The sequence below is a fragment of the Bacillus sp. AR2-1 genome, assembly GCF_008368755.1.
GTDB lineage: Bacteria > Bacillota > Bacilli > Bacillales > Bacillaceae_G > Bacillus_A > Bacillus_A wiedmannii.
Map to the genome: position 1 here is coordinate 174,079 of NZ_QORY01000018.1, position 16,477 is coordinate 190,555.

Sequence of the window (16,477 nt, forward strand, 5' to 3'; positions counted from 1 at the left end):
TTACAGCTCTACAATGGGTATTGTTCTTATATTACAAAATAGGACTCGTATATAAGGATACCAAAAAAATACAATTAAGGAAAGGGTTAATTATAAAGACTTTTAAGTGAAGTTAACACTATACATATAGTAGGTTGCTCAACATTTCACAAACATGTCACAACTATTTCGTTCACTTTAGCAAAAAAGTAGTATTCTAAGTGTGTAAGCTGTTATATAAAAAATCTTAGTCCTGTACTAATCAAAAATGGAGGAGATTAGGATGACTCAAGTATTAGAAAATGTTAAAAACGCATGGGAAAACTTTAAAGGTGAAAAATGGAAAGCAGAGATTGATGTTCGCGATTTCATTTTAAATAATGTAAACGTTTTCGAAGGAGACGAATCTTTCTTAGCGGGAGCAACTGAAGCAACGAAACAACTTTGGGATCAAGTAATGGATTTAACAACGAAAGAACGTGAAAACGGTGGCGTTCTTGATATGGATACAAAAATTGTTTCTTCTATTACATCACATGAACCAGGATATTTAAATAAAGATATTGAAAAAGTAGTCGGTTTCCAAACTGAAAAACCATTTAAACGTTCTTTACAACCATATGGTGGTATTCGTATGGCGGAACAAGCTTGTGAATCTTATGGATACGAAATGGATAAAGAACTTAGTCGTATTTTCAGAGACTGGAGAAAAACGCATAATCAGGGTGTATTTGATGCATACACACCAGAAATGAAAGCGGCTCGTAAATCAGGTGTAATTACTGGCCTTCCAGATGCATACGGACGTGGACGTATTATCGGTGACTACCGACGCGTAGCATTATATGGTATTGATCATTTAATTGAAGTAAAAAAAGCTGATTTGAATTTAACTGGCGGTGTAATGAGCGAAGATACAATGCGTTTACGCGAAGAGTTATCTGAGCAAATGCGTGCACTTCAAGAGTTAAAACAAATGGCTGCTTCTCATGGCTTTGATATTTCTAAGCCAGCAACAAACACACAAGAAGCATTCCAATGGTTATACTTCGCATATCTTGCAGCGATTAAAGAGCAAAATGGAGCTGCAATGAGTCTTGGACGTACTTCTACATTCTTAGATATTTATATTGAAAGAGATTTAGCAAATGGTACTTTAACAGAAGAAGAAGTACAAGAAATTGTGGATCACTTCATTATGAAATTACGTCTTGTGAAATTTGCAAGAACACCTGATTATAATGAATTATTCTCTGGTGACCCAACTTGGGTAACTGAGTCTATCGGTGGTATGGCATTAGATGGTCGTCCATTAGTAACAAAGAACTCATTCCGTTTCTTGCATACATTAGATAATTTAGGACCAGCTCCAGAACCAAACTTAACAGTTCTTTGGTCTAAACAATTACCGCAGAACTTTAAAAACTACTGTGCGAAAATGTCTATTAAAACATCAGCAATTCAATATGAAAATGATGACATTATGCGTGCTGACTACGGTGATGACTACGGAATTGCTTGTTGTGTATCTGCAATGAGAATTGGTAAACAAATGCAGTTCTTCGGCGCACGTGCAAACTTAGCAAAAGCATTACTATATGCGATTAACGGTGGTAAAGATGAAAAATCTAAAGCACAAGTTGGTCCTGAGTACGCACCGATTACTTCTGAAGTATTAGATTATGAAGAAGTTATGCGTAAGTTTGATATGACAATGGAATGGTTAGCAGGTCTATATTTAAACACATTAAATGTTATTCATTACATGCATGATAAATATAGCTACGAACGTATTGAAATGGCACTTCATGATACAAATGTTCTTCGTACAATGGCAACAGGTATCGCGGGTCTATCTGTAGTAGCAGACTCTTTAAGTGCAATTAAACACGCAAAAGTAAAACCAATTCGTGATGAAAACGGTATTGCAGTTGACTTTGAAATCGAAGGAGATTTCCCTAAATACGGTAACAATGATGACCGTGTAGATGAAATCGCTGTAAATCTTGTAAAAACATTTATGAATAAACTTCGTAAACATAAAACATACAGAAATTCTGTTCATACAATGTCGATCTTAACAATCACATCTAACGTTGTATACGGTAAGAAAACTGGTAACACTCCAGATGGTCGCCGTACTGGAGAACCATTTGCACCAGGTGCGAACCCAATGCATGGTCGTGATACAAAAGGTGCATTAGCTTCATTATTATCTGTAGCTAAATTACCATATGAAGATGCACAAGATGGTATTTCTAATACATTCTCTATTATTCCAAAAGCACTTGGTAAAGAAGATGATGTACAAGTACGTAACTTAGTATCAATGCTTGATGGTTATGCAGTAAAAGAAGGCCATCACTTAAATATTAACGTATTTAATCGTGAAACATTAATGGATGCGATGGAACATCCTGAGAAATATCCACAATTAACAATTCGCGTATCTGGTTACGCTGTAAACTTTATTAAATTAACTCGTGAACAACAAATCGATGTAATTAATCGTACAATGCATGAAAGTATGTAAGTGAAAAAGTGTCCCTCTGCTTTTTATAAATAGCAGAGGGGGGCTGCTTCAATAAAGGAGGAAGTAACATGATAAAAGGAAGAATTCATTCTGTAGAGTCTTGTGGTACTGTTGATGGCCCAGGAATTCGTTATGTCATATTTACACAAGGGTGTTTATTACGTTGTCAATACTGTCATAATGCTGATACGTGGGAGATCGGTAAAGGAAAAGAAATAACAGTTGAAGAAGTAATGCAGGATGTGACATGTTACCTTCCTTTTATTGAAGCTTCTGGAGGCGGTATAACAGTTAGTGGTGGTGAACCATTACTACAGCTAGATTTCTTAATTGAATTATTTAAGAAATGTAAGGAAGTTGGAATTCATACAACAATTGATTCTTCGGGTGGTTGTTATTCTGAAGAACCAGAATTCCAAAATAAGCTAGATATTTTAATGGATTACACAGATTTAGTTTTATTGGATTTGAAACATATTGATTCAAAGAAACACCGTAAATTAACAGGGAAACCAAATGAACATATTTTACAATTTGCTCGTTATTTATCGGATAAAAATAAACCAATTTGGGTAAGACACGTATTAGTTCCTGGTGTTACGGATAATGAAGAGGATCTACAAAAATTATCTAGCTTTATTCAAAGCCTGTCTAATGTTCAGAAGGTTGAAGTGCTACCATATCATAAGCTTGGTGTATATAAATGGGAGGCACTTGGGCATAAATATCCACTCGCGAATGTAGAACCACCTACTGAAAAAAATGTAGAGCAAGCAAGACATATTTTACAAGCAGTCTAATCCAAATATTGGATTAGGCTTTTTGCTTTCTTTACAATAAAACCTAGAGTATGTATATAGAAAAGAGTATACTAAAAATAGAATATCCATATTTTTGTAAGGAATAAGTGGAGAAATTTACATAATTGTAAAGGGAAATCAAAATAGTAAAAAGAATTAAGAAGTAAAAGAGTGAGTATCATGGAATAGAGAACATTTGTAAGTTATTGCGAAAGCTCTTATAGGAAAGTATAATGTAAAGATATGAGCACAGATAGGATTAAGGGGTCAATCTTATATGCTTTGCATATCCACGACAGGTACATAGCTGAAAGAGAAGTATTAGAATCTGTTTATGTAATTTTTAAGGAAAATGTTTTTCCTATTGTCGTATATGCAATATGGAGAAACAATAAGCTAGGAGTGGATTTGTTTGATAAAAAACCCCAAGGTTTTAATATTAACTGCACATTACGGTAATGGTCATGTGCAAGTAGCGAAAACATTAGAACAAACATTTCGCCAAAAAGGAATTAAAGATGTAATTGTATGCGATTTGTTCGGAGAATCACATCCAGTTATAACCGATATTACAAAATATTTATATTTAAAAAGTTATACAATAGGAAAAGAATTATACCGCTTGTTTTATTATGGCGTAGAAAAAATTTATGATAAAAAAATAGCATCTTGGTATGCGAACTTTGGAAGAAAACGTTTGAAATTACTTTTACAAGCAGAGAAACCGGATATTGTTATTAATACTTTTCCGATCATAGCTGTACCAGAGTTAAAAAAGCAAACAGGTATTTCAATTCCTGTTTATAACGTATTAACGGATTTTTGTGTGCACAAAATATGGATTCATCGGGAAGTAGATCGTTATTTTGTAGCAACGGATCACGTGAAAAAAATTATGGTTGATATTGGTGTGCCCTCGGAGCAAATTGTTGAAACTGGAATTCCGATTCGTAGTAGTTTTGAGCTGAAGATCAATCCAGACATTATATATAATAAATATCAGTTATGTAAGAATAAAAAGATTTTACTAATTGTAGCAGGTGCTCATGGGGTATTAGGAAGTGTAAAAGAACTATGCCAATCATTTATGTCATTACCTGATTTACAAGTAGTTGTCGTTTGTGGAAAGAATGAAGCGTTAAAACAGGATTTATTAGGAGTACAGGAAAAAAATCCTGATGCATTAAAAGTATTTGGTTATGTTGAAAATATTGATGAATTATTCCGTGTTACTTCTTGTATGATTACGAAGCCAGGCGGTATTACGTTAAGTGAAGCGGCAGCATTGCAAGTACCTGTCATTTTATATAAGCCTGTTCCAGGGCAAGAAAATGAAAATGCGATGTACTTTGAAAGAAAAGGAGCTGCAGTTGTCATTCGTGATGATAGTGAGGTTTTTGCAAAGACAGAGGCGTTATTACAAGATGATATGAAGCTTCTTCAAATGAAAGAAGCGATGAAAAGCATTTATCGTCCGGAGCCAGCTGGTCATATTGTGGATACAATTTTGACAGAAAATCATGTAGAACCGAATCATATACCTATTAAATCACCTGCTCTTGCACAATTATTTACTTAATATGAAACCCTCTTTTATATGTTTAAAGAGGGTTCTTTATTGTTTTATAAGATAAAGTAGTAACTTATCCACATGAAGATTACGCTTTCATTAAACAGTAAAGTCGAAATATTAACAACTATATCCACATTGTCCACAATTTTTAGAAAACTATCCACAATTCTAACATTTACTATGCGTTACAACATATAAACTTGTGAAGGATTTGTTGAATTTATTCACAATTCTATAAATTGTGTGGATAACGTTATCCACACAAAAAAGGTTCCTTATAAATAAGGAACCTTTTTGTCTATTCTATCACGTAGAAAAAATATGTAATGAGAATGAATAATTAGGGGGGAAAACTTCTAATTATTCATTCTCACTTTAAATACTTTTCGAGCGATAACCCGCTGCGCGATCTGCTTTGCGAAATTCTCGTTGGTAAAGAACTTCTTGTGTACTAGATAATGTGTTTTTTGTTTTGTCACGTTTCTTTTTATCCATTACAAATCACCTCGTGTCCTAAAGTCACTATCTATCGTTTCCAAAGACATAGGGTGATATACGTATATGGTAAAATGTTAATGATTAATTATTTTTTCTGGAAATTTAGATTATGCTTCTTTTAATTGGTGAGCATCTTGGAACGTTGTGTCTCGCATTGTAGCAAGTGTATATTGATCTTTTGGGATTTCATATAAGTTATATACTTCTTCATTTGCGTTAATTTCATCATAAACGGCTTTTCTTGTTTCGTTTGCTAGATTTACATATTGTAGTTTTTCGGCAGCTTTAATAGAACGAATATTTATTTTACGAATACGCATAAAGATTGTTTCAATATCTAATTCATAGAAAAGTTCACTAAAAAATGAATCTTTCGCCAATTTATTATAGCCTTTTCCATGATAGGGTTTGCCAAGCCATGTTCCGAGAAATCCGGCTTTTTCTTGCACATCAAATAAAGTAATTGTTCCGATAGGGTTACCCCATTCATCTAAAATTGTGCGTGAAATTAATTCCCCACGCTCTTCAGCTTCAATCGTTTGTTTCGTTAAAAATAAATACTCTTCATAAGAATAAGCCTTTTGACGCACAAAAGGGAAGACAGCTGGGTCCACCATTAACTCGTATAGAACGTGGCTGTCGTGTAAGTCGCGTTTTTTCAACATACTAACTCCTCCTCACACGAGGGTAGCATGACGAAAAAACACCCCACCCTCGAAATTTTTATATCAATCTTTAAAAAATTTCGGGGTGGGAATCGAACCCACTAGAACCAGTTTCTAACGCTGGTGGCGCACCATTTGCCTTCCCCATTCATCAATTTGAAAATGATAATCACGACACAAATTGATTATGGTTTCATTCAGTTTATAATCGTATAATACTTTATCTAGTCAAAAAAATAAACTAGTTTTTTTTATTTTTTTTGTAAATTATTTTTCCATCAATCATGGTTAGTACAGGCTTGGCTAAATAATGGAAAGGATGATGAGTCCATAACACAAGATCAGCGTCTTTTCCAACCTCAATGCTTCCAATTCTACCCTCTAAACGTAAATTTCGTGCTGGAAATATGGTGATTCCTTCTAGTGCAGTTTTTTCGTCTAATCCTTCTCTTACTGCGACAGCAGCACAAATATTTAAATATTGAATTGGTGTATAAGGGTGATCTGTTGTTATAGAAACTTCCACACCATTTTTCGATAATATATGGTAAGTATCCCATGTTTTGTTTTTAAGTTCGATTTTAGAACGGCGTGTAAGAGTGGGGCCAACTGAAACCTTCAAATTGTGTTTCGAAAGTTCTTCAACAATAAAGTGTCCTTCTGTACAATGTTCAATACGTAAATCGAGATTGAACTCTGTTGCAAAGCGTAGAGCAGAACTAATATCATCTGCTCGGTGAGCGTGGATACGTACGGGTATTTCGCGGCGTAATGCTTTTAAGATAGGAAGCATTCGAAAATCAGCTTCATGCCCGTAGTGCTGTGCTTCATAGAATGATTCCCGAAGTAATCCCATAATTCCCATACGTGTTATGGATTCTTTTGTTCCATTACTATGGACCTTTTTAGGATTTTCTCCGAAGGCAATCTTTAAGCCGGCAGGTTCTTGAATAATCATATGATCAATACAAGTTCCAGCTGTTTTTATTACACAAGTCGTACCACCGATAATGTTTTGACTTCCTGGCATAACGTGAACAGTTGTGATTCCGTTTTGTACAGCATCTTGAAAGGCAATATCAAAAGGGTGGATTCCGTCCAAAGAACGGATATGTGGTGTTGAAACTTCAGATGTTTCATTTGCATCATTGCCAGCCCAACCAGTACCTTCATCATAGAGACCAAGATGAGTATGGACATCAATAAATCCAGGTAAAAGATGAAGAGCACGAGCGTCTATAACTGTCATATCTTGAGTAGGTTGAATGGAAGGCTTGACCTCGGCAATTCTTTCTCCTATAACGAGTACATCCCCTTGAAATTTTTGGGATGTAATAGGATAGACAATGGCTTGTTTGAGCAATATTTTCATAGGTACCTCATTTCTGTTACTTTACAATGTTAATGGAATTTAAGGGAAAGTAACTGAAAGGTTATTTGTGTAATAATGCTCCGGATTCTAGAAAATGAAAGTTTTGAAAGGGGACCCTGTAAAACTGTGTTTTAGAAGTACTACATTGTATGCGAAAGTATATTTTGTAATGCATGGTCTATTGCCGGAAATGTGTATTGATACCCATGTTCAATTGCTTTACTAGGTAATACATGTTGTCCTTCGAGTACAAGTATACTCATCTCACCTAATAAAGTGTGAATCATAAATGAAGGGACAGGTAACCAATGAGGTTTTTTCATTATAGTTGCAATGGTTTCTCCAAATTCCTTCATTCTTATAGGTAGGGGAGCTGTGATGTTAAAAGGGCCATCAATTTCTTCTTTGTGTATGATGAAATCAATTAGGCGAACGACATCGTCTATATGAATCCATGATAACCATTGGTTTCCAGATCCAATTGTACCTCCAATATAGAATTGATAGGGGAGTAGCATTTTGGGAAGAGCTCCTCCGTCTGCGCCTAATACAACTCCAAGTCTTGCGTAGATTGTTCGCATTCCAAGAGAACGTGCTTTAGATGCTTCTTGTTCCCATGAATATACTGTATTTGCTAAAAAGTCATTTCCAGGAATCTCATGCTGTTCTGTAAAAGACTCAGTTTCAGACGTTCCATAGTATCCAATAGCACTTGCGTTAATAAATGTATTTGGCTTTGTACCAAGTGTTTGCAATTGTTTAATGAGTCCTTTTGTTGTTTGAATTCGACTGTTTAAAATGGATTCCTTTTGTTTCTTTGTCCATCTACTATTAATAGACTCTCCAGCTAGATTAATAACTACATCGATAGAAGAGAGGGGGAAGGTTTGTAAATCTGGTGTCCATTGTACATACTGAAGGTTAGGATGGGAAGTTTCAGTAGTTTTGTTTCGAGTAAGAATGTAAACATTATATCCTTTTTGAATAAAAAAAGTAGAAAGGTATTTACCGATAAAGCCGGTACCACCAGAAATTGCGATTCTCACAATTATTTCCTCCTCATTATATATATTCTTGAAAAGCAAAAACGTTCCTTGACTATGTTAAAATAATAGAGAGGTGAGAGTATGGCTGTCATTACAAAAATAGAAGTGCAAAAACGATCGAAAGAACGATTTAATATTTATATTGATAAAGGTCAAGGTGAAGAATACGGATTTAGTGTGGATCAAGTAATCTTAATGAAACATGGATTACAAAAAGGATTAGAAATTGATGAAATAGCGTTAGGGAATATTTTATACAATGAAGAGGTACAAAAAGCATATTTACAAGCAATTTCCTATCTATCCTATCAAATGAGAACAAAAAAAGAAGTAGAAGACTATTTACGAAAAAAAGAAGTGGGACAGGCCGTCATCTCTGAAGTCGTTTCGAAATTATTACATGATCGATATATTAATGATAAAGAGTATGCTGTTTTATATACGCGAACGCAAAGTAATGTGAATCGAAAGGGTCCGACTGTTATTAAAAGAGAGTTATTAAATAAAGGTGTTCAGGATCTAATCATTACACATAGTTTACAAGAATATCCGAAGGAAAAGCAAATTGAGAATGCTTTACTTCTTATAGAAAAGAAGAAAAGGTCTTATCAAAAGCATTCCTTTTTACAAATGAAGCTAAAGTTAGACGAAATGCTTGTTCGTAAAGGATATTCTAGAGATGTGATTCAAATTTGTTTGGAAGAATTGAAAGACGAAAAAGATGACGAACAGCAACAAGAAGCGTTACACTATCATGGGAATAAATATTATGAGAAATATAAGAAGTATGATGGATGGACATTCGAAAATAAGATGAAACAAGCGTTATATCGCAAAGGGTTCTCTATTGATGAGATAGAGATATTTTTGCAGATGAAACGTGAAGAGGGATGAGGGGAATAAGATGAATATGCCAAAGCGCTACAGTGAAATGACACCACATGAGCTAAGGGAAGAAATTGGGGTTTTGAAAGAGCAAGCAATAAAGGCAGAGCAGCTTGGTATTGTAAATGAGTTCGATGTATTAATGCGCAAGATGGCAATGGCTCGTGCTTATATGACTGATATAAACAAATTCCATATTGGTGAGACATATGAATTAGTAGAAGAACCTGGTATATTATTTGAAATTACGTATTTCAACGGGGTATTTGCTTGGGGACATAAGCAAAATGATAATGAAGAGATTGGAATACCGATTTCTTTATTGCAAGAAAAATGAAAACCAGAGAGCGAATATCTCTCTGGTTTTCATCTTTGGTAGGCGTTACAGGAGATAGGAGATTCTAAAATTGGCGTTTTTTACATTCATTCGCCAGTATAATGAGAGACTGGGTTTGTTGCGTCTGTCCGTTAACTTGCGCCTTTGCATGTTTCGGACGAGTCCACGTATGGTTAAATAATTCAGAACGACTATCTAAGCGATCACGGTAGCTCATCTTTATCACCTCGTGTAGGAAGTTAATTTTTTAGGTTGTACCTGAACTATTCTTCCTGCTGATTTGCAGCACGCATACGTTCTTGTGGGTGCGTGTTAATTGTGCCGTTAGGTCGTTTCGAAGCGAAGCGTGATTTCGCTTTCGGCTGACCATCGATTTTGCTGTTGTTTTTTGACTCAGACCAAAATTCGGCTTGTTTACCCATTGCGAACGCCCTCCTCATCATCAGTTGATACCTCTTTAAGAAGTATCACTTATAGAATGTGCAAAATAGAGGAAACTATCCTTTAGAAATTAAGGGAATAAATAGGTAAAAGGAGAATAGAACATGAATGATATTCACGAAACATTAACAAAAGAATTGTTAGACAAAAATGACAAACTTTCTTACGCACAAGCTCGTGCGTGGGTTGAATTATTGTGGGAAGACTTTCAAACAACTTATGCTAAATCAGGTCGTTATCAAGGTGATGAAATGACTGAACAAGTGGTACGAACATGGATTAATAATCATGGAGGTCGCCTTCATGAAATGCGTACAAATAATCCGAAATATAGCCATTTAATCAATCAAGAAGATCATTTGAAACATTAAAAAAAGCGACTTAAGTCGCTTTTTTTAATGTGGAAGTAATTCCAGTTTTTTTCGAAGTTTTTCTTCACTAAAAATCCATCCTGTATAGGAACTAATAATATTTAAATTGTGGTCGAGTTGAACGATTGCAACGAATGGATAATAATCTTTACTGCGATAGCGCAAATCAATGAAGCGAACTTCGTAATAATGATCATAATCGAAAATGTCCCAGCGATACACAGGGGAGAAGGATAGAAATGCTGAGATGTTTTCATCTTGTTTAGCTGCGCGCATAATAGCATTATCTGGGAACGGTACCCGGTCGAACTTATCATATATCATGATGTTACCACGATGCCATCTAGCAACGTAGTAATAATCAGTTGTAACGATTGCTAAATGGTAATGATAAAATCTGTAAGAAGGGGAAATGATTATTTTCTCCACATGATTGAAACGTTTATATACGACGCTACGTATGTTTCTATGCATCATAATCCGTCCGATATAGTAAATAATCATCAATATATACGCTGCTAAGGCAGTATACCCTTTATGGGAACCTACAAGCATACAAGCAATCGCGAGTAGGTGGATAAAGAAAATGACGGTATCAAATGTATTAATGATGCCGAGCGCTACCCATTTTTTTGTGAAGGGCCGTAATGCCTGGGTACCGTAGGCGTTGAAAATATCTACAAAGACATGAAGAAAGACGGCAATAAATGACCAAAGTAGTAGATGCAAATATGGAGCGTGTGAAAAGAAGGCGAAAGAGATGCCACTTATAAGGAATGACCAAAGAATCACTGCAGGAATGGAATGAGTAATCCCGCGATGATTTCTTATATATTTAGCGTTATTACGCAATTTTAAAACTGTATCGATGTCAGGAATATTGGAACCGGCAATTGTAGCAAGCATAACTGCTTGTGGCCCAATATCACTTTGTGCTATGGCTGGATCTAACGTTGCCAAACTGCCTAGAGTAACGCCCATAACAAGGTGAGTGGCTGTGTCCATAGAAATCCACCTCCGTTTTTTATTAATGTAACTCTTTTTATTCGATACCTCAAGTCCTTTGCCTTCTATTTCCTATGTCATCTTACTTAAATTTTTTCCTAAAATCTTTATAATAGTACTTATATGCAAAAAAATGAGGGGGATCAAGTTTGACACTTGAAATATTAAATAATTTTAACATAGAGCAGTTTCAAAATGATTTAATTGGTTGGTTTGAAAAAGAGCAACGCGACTTACCGTGGCGTAAAAATAAAGATCCATACCGCGTCTGGGTTTCGGAAATTATGTTGCAGCAAACAAGGGTAGAAGCTGTAAAACCATATTACGCGAATTTTATGGGGAAGTTTCCTACTCTAGAAGCTTTGGCAAATGCTGGTGATGAAGAAGTGTTAAAAGCATGGGAAGGTTTAGGATATTATTCTAGAGCACGAAATTTACATGCGGCTGTAAAAGAAGTGAAAGAAGTATACGGCGGGATAGTACCAAGTGATGTAAAGAAAATTGAAAAATTAAAAGGAGTTGGCCCCTATACAAAAGGTGCTATTTTAAGTATCGCATATGGTATACCAGAGCCGGCAGTTGACGGAAATGTTATGCGTGTATTATCTCGCATTTTATCAGTGTGGGATGACATTGCAAAACCGAAAACTAGAAAAGTGTTTGAAGAGATTGTACGTGAAATTATTTCGGCTGAAAATCCATCTTATTTTAATCAAGGTTTGATGGAATTAGGTGCACTAATTTGTATTCCCAAAAATCCATCTTGCTTACTTTGTCCTGTACGTGAACATTGCCGAGGATATGCTGAAGGTGTTCAAAAGGAGTTACCAGTAAAAAGTAAAGCGAAGGCTCCTACAATGGTACCGATTGTTGCAGGGGTACTTCAAACAGAAGATGGTCGTTACGTCATTAATAAACGTCCAAGTACCGGGTTATTAGCTAACATGTGGGAGTTTCCAAATGCTGAACTTGGGGAAGGGATTCGGAATCAGAAAGAGCAGCTTACAGATTATATGAAAGAAAAATTTGAGCTCTCGATTTCTATTGAAGAATACGCAATGAATGTACAACATACATTTACACATCGCACTTGGGATATATTCGTATTTTACGGAAAAATAACTGGTGATATTGTTGAAACAGATACATTGAAATTTGTATCGAAAGAAGCATTTGAGCAGTTACCATTCTCGAAATCGCATCGTACGATTTATGAGAATTGCGTTGAGAAAATTACAATGCAATAAATTAAAAAAGTGTTCCCTAGATTGGGAACACTTTTTTAATCGTAAGAAATTTTTGTCCCATGAGTCCAATTAGCTTCACCTTGTTGTAAGCCACCTCTTGATTCAATTTCTACTACAATTTCTTTATAGATACTTTGACCTTCTGCATTTAAATACGGCAAAATCTGTTGTAATGAGTGATGAAAATAAGCTAATTCATCTTCTTTCCACTCATTTTTTGAAACCATCGTTAGTTCAGTCATATCGCGTCCTATATACATATTTCCACCTCCATTTCCTATAGTTTGAATGAGTGATAAGAGATATATACGGAGATTAAAAAAAGAAAATCACGGATAACTTCTAAGTGAATTGGTTACATTATTGGTTGTGGAGGTGAGAAAGATGAGTAAAAAACAACAAGGCTATAACAAGGCAACTTCTGGTGCTAGCATTCAAAGTACAAATGCTAGTTATGGTACAGAGTTCGCGACTGAAACAAATGTACAAGCAGTAAAACAAGCAAATGCACAATCAGAAGCAAAGAAAGCACAAGCTTCTGGTGCACAAAGTGCAAACGCTAGTTATGGTACAGAATTCGCAACTGAAACAGATGTGCATGCTGTGAAAAAACAAAATGCACAATCAGCTGCAAAACAATCACAATCTTCTAGTTCAAATCAGTAATGAAAGAAAAACACTTCTCTAATTCGGGAGAAGTGTTTTCTTTGTGCCTGGGTCATAGTAATGAAAATAAAGTGAACGACATAACTTCTAATAAGTCAACAAATGTAGTCAAAGGAGAAGGAAGTTAAAGATGAGAAATATGTAATGAGGAAGAATAACTGATAAATAAGTCCAAAAGGGGGTAAGTAATGAACGACTTTGATAAGTTGGTAGGAGAGCAATTGGAAACGATGGATGAGTTGTTAAAGTTACAAGCTCATCTAGAGAAGTATCAGCAAATTGAAATGAGCGAAAAGGATACGTGCGATAAAAAGGAATTACATTTTATCCGCCAAGAAATATATAGAACAGAATTAGCGTTAAAACTGTTACATGAGAAATTTGAAGAGCAAACAAATAGTGTGATTCAATCTTTTGAGACTGAAAAAATGATTTCGAATTTAGGGTAAGGCATGTTGTTACCTTCCGGTGAAAGGTCCTTCTTTAGATAGAAATAAGGAAGGGCTTTTTCTATTTCTATTTCCTCGTTTGTAAATCATTCAGCGAAGGCCCCGTCTCCTAAGAAGATTAGGGATATAGTATTCAGTGTGAAAAATAGAGTCTTGTCGCTTTAGTTTTAAAATTTCGACAAAAAAGTTATAATAGAAAAAAAGTGAATGCAGCTCAAAGGGCATTTGCAGTTGAAAGAAGGGAGCATATATGGGATTTCCCAAAGAAGGAGAAAAAGTACAAATACATAGTTATAAACATAATGGCTCCATTCATAGAATGTGGGAAGAGACAACAATTTTAAAAGGGACACAGAGCCTTGTGATCGGAGCAAATGATCGTACAGTAGTGACAGAATCAGATGGCCGAACATGGATTACTCGTGAACCAGCAATTTGTTATTTTCATGCAAATTATTGGTTTAATGTGATTGGGATGCTAAGGGAAGAGGGAGTATATTATTATTGTAATTTAGGCTCACCTTTTGCATATGATTCTGAAGCATTAAAGTACATTGATTATGATTTAGATATTAAAGTATATCCAGATATGACATATACGCTTTTAGATGAAGATGAGTATGAAAAGCATAGTCAAATTATGCAGTATCCACCTGTTATTGATACTATTTTAAAACGAAATGTAGCACAATTAACACAATGGATTCATCAAAGAAAAGGGCCATTCGCGCCAGATTTCGTAGATATGTGGTATGAAAGATATTTAATGTACAGAAATTAAAACAAACCTGCAGGGGATTTCCCGGCAGGTTTGTCCTATTAGAGGGGGGATTATGTGCAAGGTATAAAAAGATATTTGCAATTTGTTAAACCGTATCGATGGCTTATTGCTATTACGATTATGATTGGTCTAGTTAAATTCGGCATCCCGCTTATTATGCCGTGGTTATTAAAATATATTATCGATGATGTAATTCAAGGGGGAGGGTCACTTCAAGATAAAACATCCCAATTAGTAACAGCCGTTGGGATTGCTTTTTTTATTTTTGCAGTAGTAAGACCGCCAATTGAATATTATCGTCAATATTTCGCGCAGCGTATCGCAAATACAATACTATATGATTTACGAAAACATATTTTTGGTCATTTACAAAAGTTGAGTTTACGCTATTATTCGAATACAAAAACAGGAGAGCTTATTTCACGTGTAATCCATGATGTAGAACAAACGAAGGATTTTGTAATTACTGGTTTGATGAATGTTTGGCTAGATACTGCAACAATTGCAATTGCTATTATTGTTATGTTTTCTATGAATATAAAATTAACATTTGTTGCGTTATTAATTTTACCTATTTATGTAGTGGCAGTGAAATATTTTTTCGGGCGTCTTCGAAAATTAACGAAAGAGCGTTCGCAGGCGTTAGCAACGATGCAAGGGTATTTACATGAACGTATTCAAGGGATGCAAGTGACACGTAGCTTTGCATTAGAAGAGTATGAGGGTAAGCAGTTTGAAAAAAGAAATAATGCATTTTTGACGAAAGCATTAACGCATACGAGTTGGACTGCAAGGACATTTTCAGCAGTGAATACGTTAACCGATTTAGGCCCGTTACTGGTGATCGGTTTTGCAGCATATGAAGTAATTCAGGGGCAGTTAACATTAGGGACTATGGTTGCCTTTGTTGGATATATGGATAGTTTGTATAGTCCGCTTCGCCGCCTTGTCAATTCCTCTACAACATTAACACAGTCTTTCGCATCGATGGATCGAGTGTTTGAATTGTTAGATGAAAAATACGATATTGTCAATGTGCCAAGTGCGGTACAAACGACAAAATTAAATGGTGAAGTGATATTTGATAATGTATCTTTTCGTTACAATTCGGATGAAAAAGAGATATTACATAACCTTTCGTTAACTATGTTGCCAGGAGAGAAGGTAGCACTTGTAGGAGCAAGTGGGGGAGGGAAGTCATCTCTTGCTAGCTTAATCCCACGTTTCTATGATGTTTCTTCAGGTGCAGTTTATGTAGATGGGATAGATGTTAGAAAGTATGATATGAGAAATTTACGTAGTCATATTGGAATTGTACTGCAAGATAATTTGTTATTTAGTGATACAATCGGGGCAAATATTTTATATGGAAACCCGAAAGCTACAGAGGAAGAAGTGATTGCAGCTGCTAAAGCTGCGCAAATCCATGATTTTATTATAGAGTTACCTGATGGCTATGATACTGTCGTTGGGGAACGCGGTGTGAAGTTATCTGGTGGGCAAAGGCAACGTGTAGCGATTGCAAGAGTGTTTCTAAAGAATCCATCGTTACTTATATTAGATGAGGCGACTTCCGCTTTGGATTTAGAAAATGAACGGTATATTCAGCAGGCGCTTCAGACGCTAGCTGCTGATCGGACGACGATCGTAATCGCACATCGATTGGCGACGATTACACATGTGGATACGATTATTTACATTGAAGATGGTGAAATTAAAGAAACAGGTTCTCATGAAGAGTTAATGAAAAAAAGAGGGTTTTATTACAATTTATATCAACTTCAACATATAACAGAAACAGCTCCTTTAGCGTAAAAGGAGCTGTTTTC

19 protein-coding genes are annotated in these 16,477 nt (G+C 35.4%); 11 read left to right on the forward strand and 8 right to left on the reverse strand.

Annotated features, from left to right (window positions below; translation table 11 throughout):
• Window positions 1-262: 262 nt before the first annotated feature.
• From pflB to DT250_RS21570, 3 genes are all read left to right on the forward strand, one after another.
• The gene (pflB, locus tag DT250_RS21560; protein ID WP_087979337.1) at window positions 263-2,512 is read left to right on the forward strand and encodes a formate C-acetyltransferase; all 2,250 of its coding nucleotides are present in this window, start codon (window positions 263-265) and stop codon (window positions 2,510-2,512) included.
• 68 nt (window positions 2,513-2,580) lie between these two features.
• Window positions 2,581-3,312 carry a pyruvate formate-lyase-activating protein gene (gene pflA, locus DT250_RS21565; RefSeq protein ID WP_000589742.1) on the forward strand — a complete coding sequence of 244 codons (732 nt, stop codon included), beginning with the start codon at window positions 2,581-2,583 and terminating at the stop codon, window positions 3,310-3,312.
• Window positions 3,313-3,724: 412 nt separating this feature from the next.
• Entirely contained in the window at window positions 3,725-4,891 is a 1,167-nt protein-coding gene (locus DT250_RS21570) for a diglucosyl diacylglycerol synthase (protein WP_000594705.1), read from the forward strand.
• 369 nt (window positions 4,892-5,260) lie between these two features.
• On the opposite strand, the gene DT250_RS21575 is transcribed toward DT250_RS21570, so the two are convergent.
• The 4 genes from DT250_RS21575 to DT250_RS21590 form a co-directional block, all read right to left on the reverse strand.
• Window positions 5,261-5,380, reverse strand: a complete 120-nt coding sequence (locus DT250_RS21575) for a YfhE family protein (RefSeq protein WP_000358487.1) — start codon at window positions 5,378-5,380, stop codon at window positions 5,261-5,263.
• 110 nt (window positions 5,381-5,490) lie between these two features.
• The gene (locus DT250_RS21580) at window positions 5,491-6,048 is read right to left on the reverse strand and encodes a GNAT family N-acetyltransferase (protein WP_000914737.1); all 558 of its coding nucleotides are present in this window, start codon (window positions 6,046-6,048) and stop codon (window positions 5,491-5,493) included.
• 241 nt (window positions 6,049-6,289) lie between these two features.
• Complete coding sequence (locus DT250_RS21585; RefSeq protein ID WP_149213696.1) at window positions 6,290-7,420, reverse strand: amidohydrolase; 1,131 nt, start codon at window positions 7,418-7,420, stop codon at window positions 6,290-6,292.
• Window positions 7,421-7,560: 140 nt separating this feature from the next.
• Complete coding sequence (locus tag DT250_RS21590; protein WP_087982357.1) at window positions 7,561-8,466, reverse strand: TIGR01777 family oxidoreductase; 906 nt, start codon at window positions 8,464-8,466, stop codon at window positions 7,561-7,563.
• An 81-nt stretch (window positions 8,467-8,547) separates the two neighbouring features.
• Between DT250_RS21590 and recX the strand changes: the two genes are divergently transcribed.
• Window positions 8,548-9,360 carry a recombination regulator RecX gene (gene recX / locus DT250_RS21595; protein WP_000268506.1) on the forward strand — a complete coding sequence of 271 codons (813 nt, stop codon included), beginning with the start codon at window positions 8,548-8,550 and terminating at the stop codon, window positions 9,358-9,360.
• Between the two features lie 10 nt (window positions 9,361-9,370).
• On the forward strand, window positions 9,371-9,688 hold the full coding sequence (locus DT250_RS21600) for a YfhH family protein (protein ID WP_001057030.1): 318 nt from the start codon (window positions 9,371-9,373) through the stop codon (window positions 9,686-9,688).
• 64 nt (window positions 9,689-9,752) lie between these two features.
• Here the strand turns inward: DT250_RS21600 and DT250_RS21605 are convergent, their stop codons facing one another.
• Complete coding sequence (locus DT250_RS21605; protein WP_000122093.1) at window positions 9,753-9,905, reverse strand: YpzG family protein; 153 nt, start codon at window positions 9,903-9,905, stop codon at window positions 9,753-9,755.
• Between the two features lie 46 nt (window positions 9,906-9,951).
• The gene (locus DT250_RS21610) at window positions 9,952-10,110 is read right to left on the reverse strand and encodes a small, acid-soluble spore protein K (RefSeq protein ID WP_000517891.1); all 159 of its coding nucleotides are present in this window, start codon (window positions 10,108-10,110) and stop codon (window positions 9,952-9,954) included.
• A gap of 123 nt (window positions 10,111-10,233) precedes the next feature.
• Here DT250_RS21610 and DT250_RS21615 point away from each other — a divergent pair, with 123 nt between their 5' ends.
• A complete protein-coding gene (locus tag DT250_RS21615) occupies window positions 10,234-10,500 on the forward strand; it encodes a YfhJ family protein (protein ID WP_000997857.1) in 267 nt (88 codons plus the stop codon).
• Between the two features lie 24 nt (window positions 10,501-10,524).
• Here the strand turns inward: DT250_RS21615 and DT250_RS21620 are convergent, their stop codons facing one another.
• A complete protein-coding gene (locus tag DT250_RS21620; protein WP_060486949.1) occupies window positions 10,525-11,505 on the reverse strand; it encodes a metal-dependent hydrolase in 981 nt (326 codons plus the stop codon).
• Window positions 11,506-11,654: 149 nt separating this feature from the next.
• On the opposite strand from DT250_RS21620, the gene mutY reads away from it, so the two are divergent.
• A complete protein-coding gene (gene mutY / locus DT250_RS21625) occupies window positions 11,655-12,752 on the forward strand; it encodes an A/G-specific adenine glycosylase (RefSeq protein ID WP_149213697.1) in 1,098 nt (365 codons plus the stop codon).
• A 35-nt stretch (window positions 12,753-12,787) separates the two neighbouring features.
• Here the strand turns inward: mutY and DT250_RS21630 are convergent, their stop codons facing one another.
• Entirely contained in the window at window positions 12,788-13,012 is a 225-nt protein-coding gene (locus DT250_RS21630; RefSeq protein WP_048542097.1) for a hypothetical protein, read from the reverse strand.
• A gap of 124 nt (window positions 13,013-13,136) precedes the next feature.
• Here DT250_RS21630 and DT250_RS21635 point away from each other — a divergent pair, with 124 nt between their 5' ends.
• The 4 genes from DT250_RS21635 to DT250_RS21650 all read left to right on the forward strand — a co-directional run bounded on the left by DT250_RS21635 (window position 13,137) and on the right by DT250_RS21650 (window position 16,463).
• Complete coding sequence (locus DT250_RS21635) at window positions 13,137-13,418, forward strand: gamma-type small acid-soluble spore protein (protein WP_000039039.1); 282 nt, start codon at window positions 13,137-13,139, stop codon at window positions 13,416-13,418.
• 188 nt (window positions 13,419-13,606) lie between these two features.
• Window positions 13,607-13,867 carry a YgaB family protein gene (locus tag DT250_RS21640; protein WP_000997582.1) on the forward strand — a complete coding sequence of 87 codons (261 nt, stop codon included), beginning with the start codon at window positions 13,607-13,609 and terminating at the stop codon, window positions 13,865-13,867.
• Window positions 13,868-14,117: 250 nt separating this feature from the next.
• On the forward strand, window positions 14,118-14,648 hold the full coding sequence (ntdP, locus tag DT250_RS21645; RefSeq protein WP_000506626.1) for a nucleoside tri-diphosphate phosphatase: 531 nt from the start codon (window positions 14,118-14,120) through the stop codon (window positions 14,646-14,648).
• A 54-nt stretch (window positions 14,649-14,702) separates the two neighbouring features.
• The gene (locus tag DT250_RS21650) at window positions 14,703-16,463 is read left to right on the forward strand and encodes an ABC transporter ATP-binding protein (RefSeq protein WP_097907805.1); all 1,761 of its coding nucleotides are present in this window, start codon (window positions 14,703-14,705) and stop codon (window positions 16,461-16,463) included.
• Window positions 16,464-16,477: the final 14 nt, after the last annotated feature.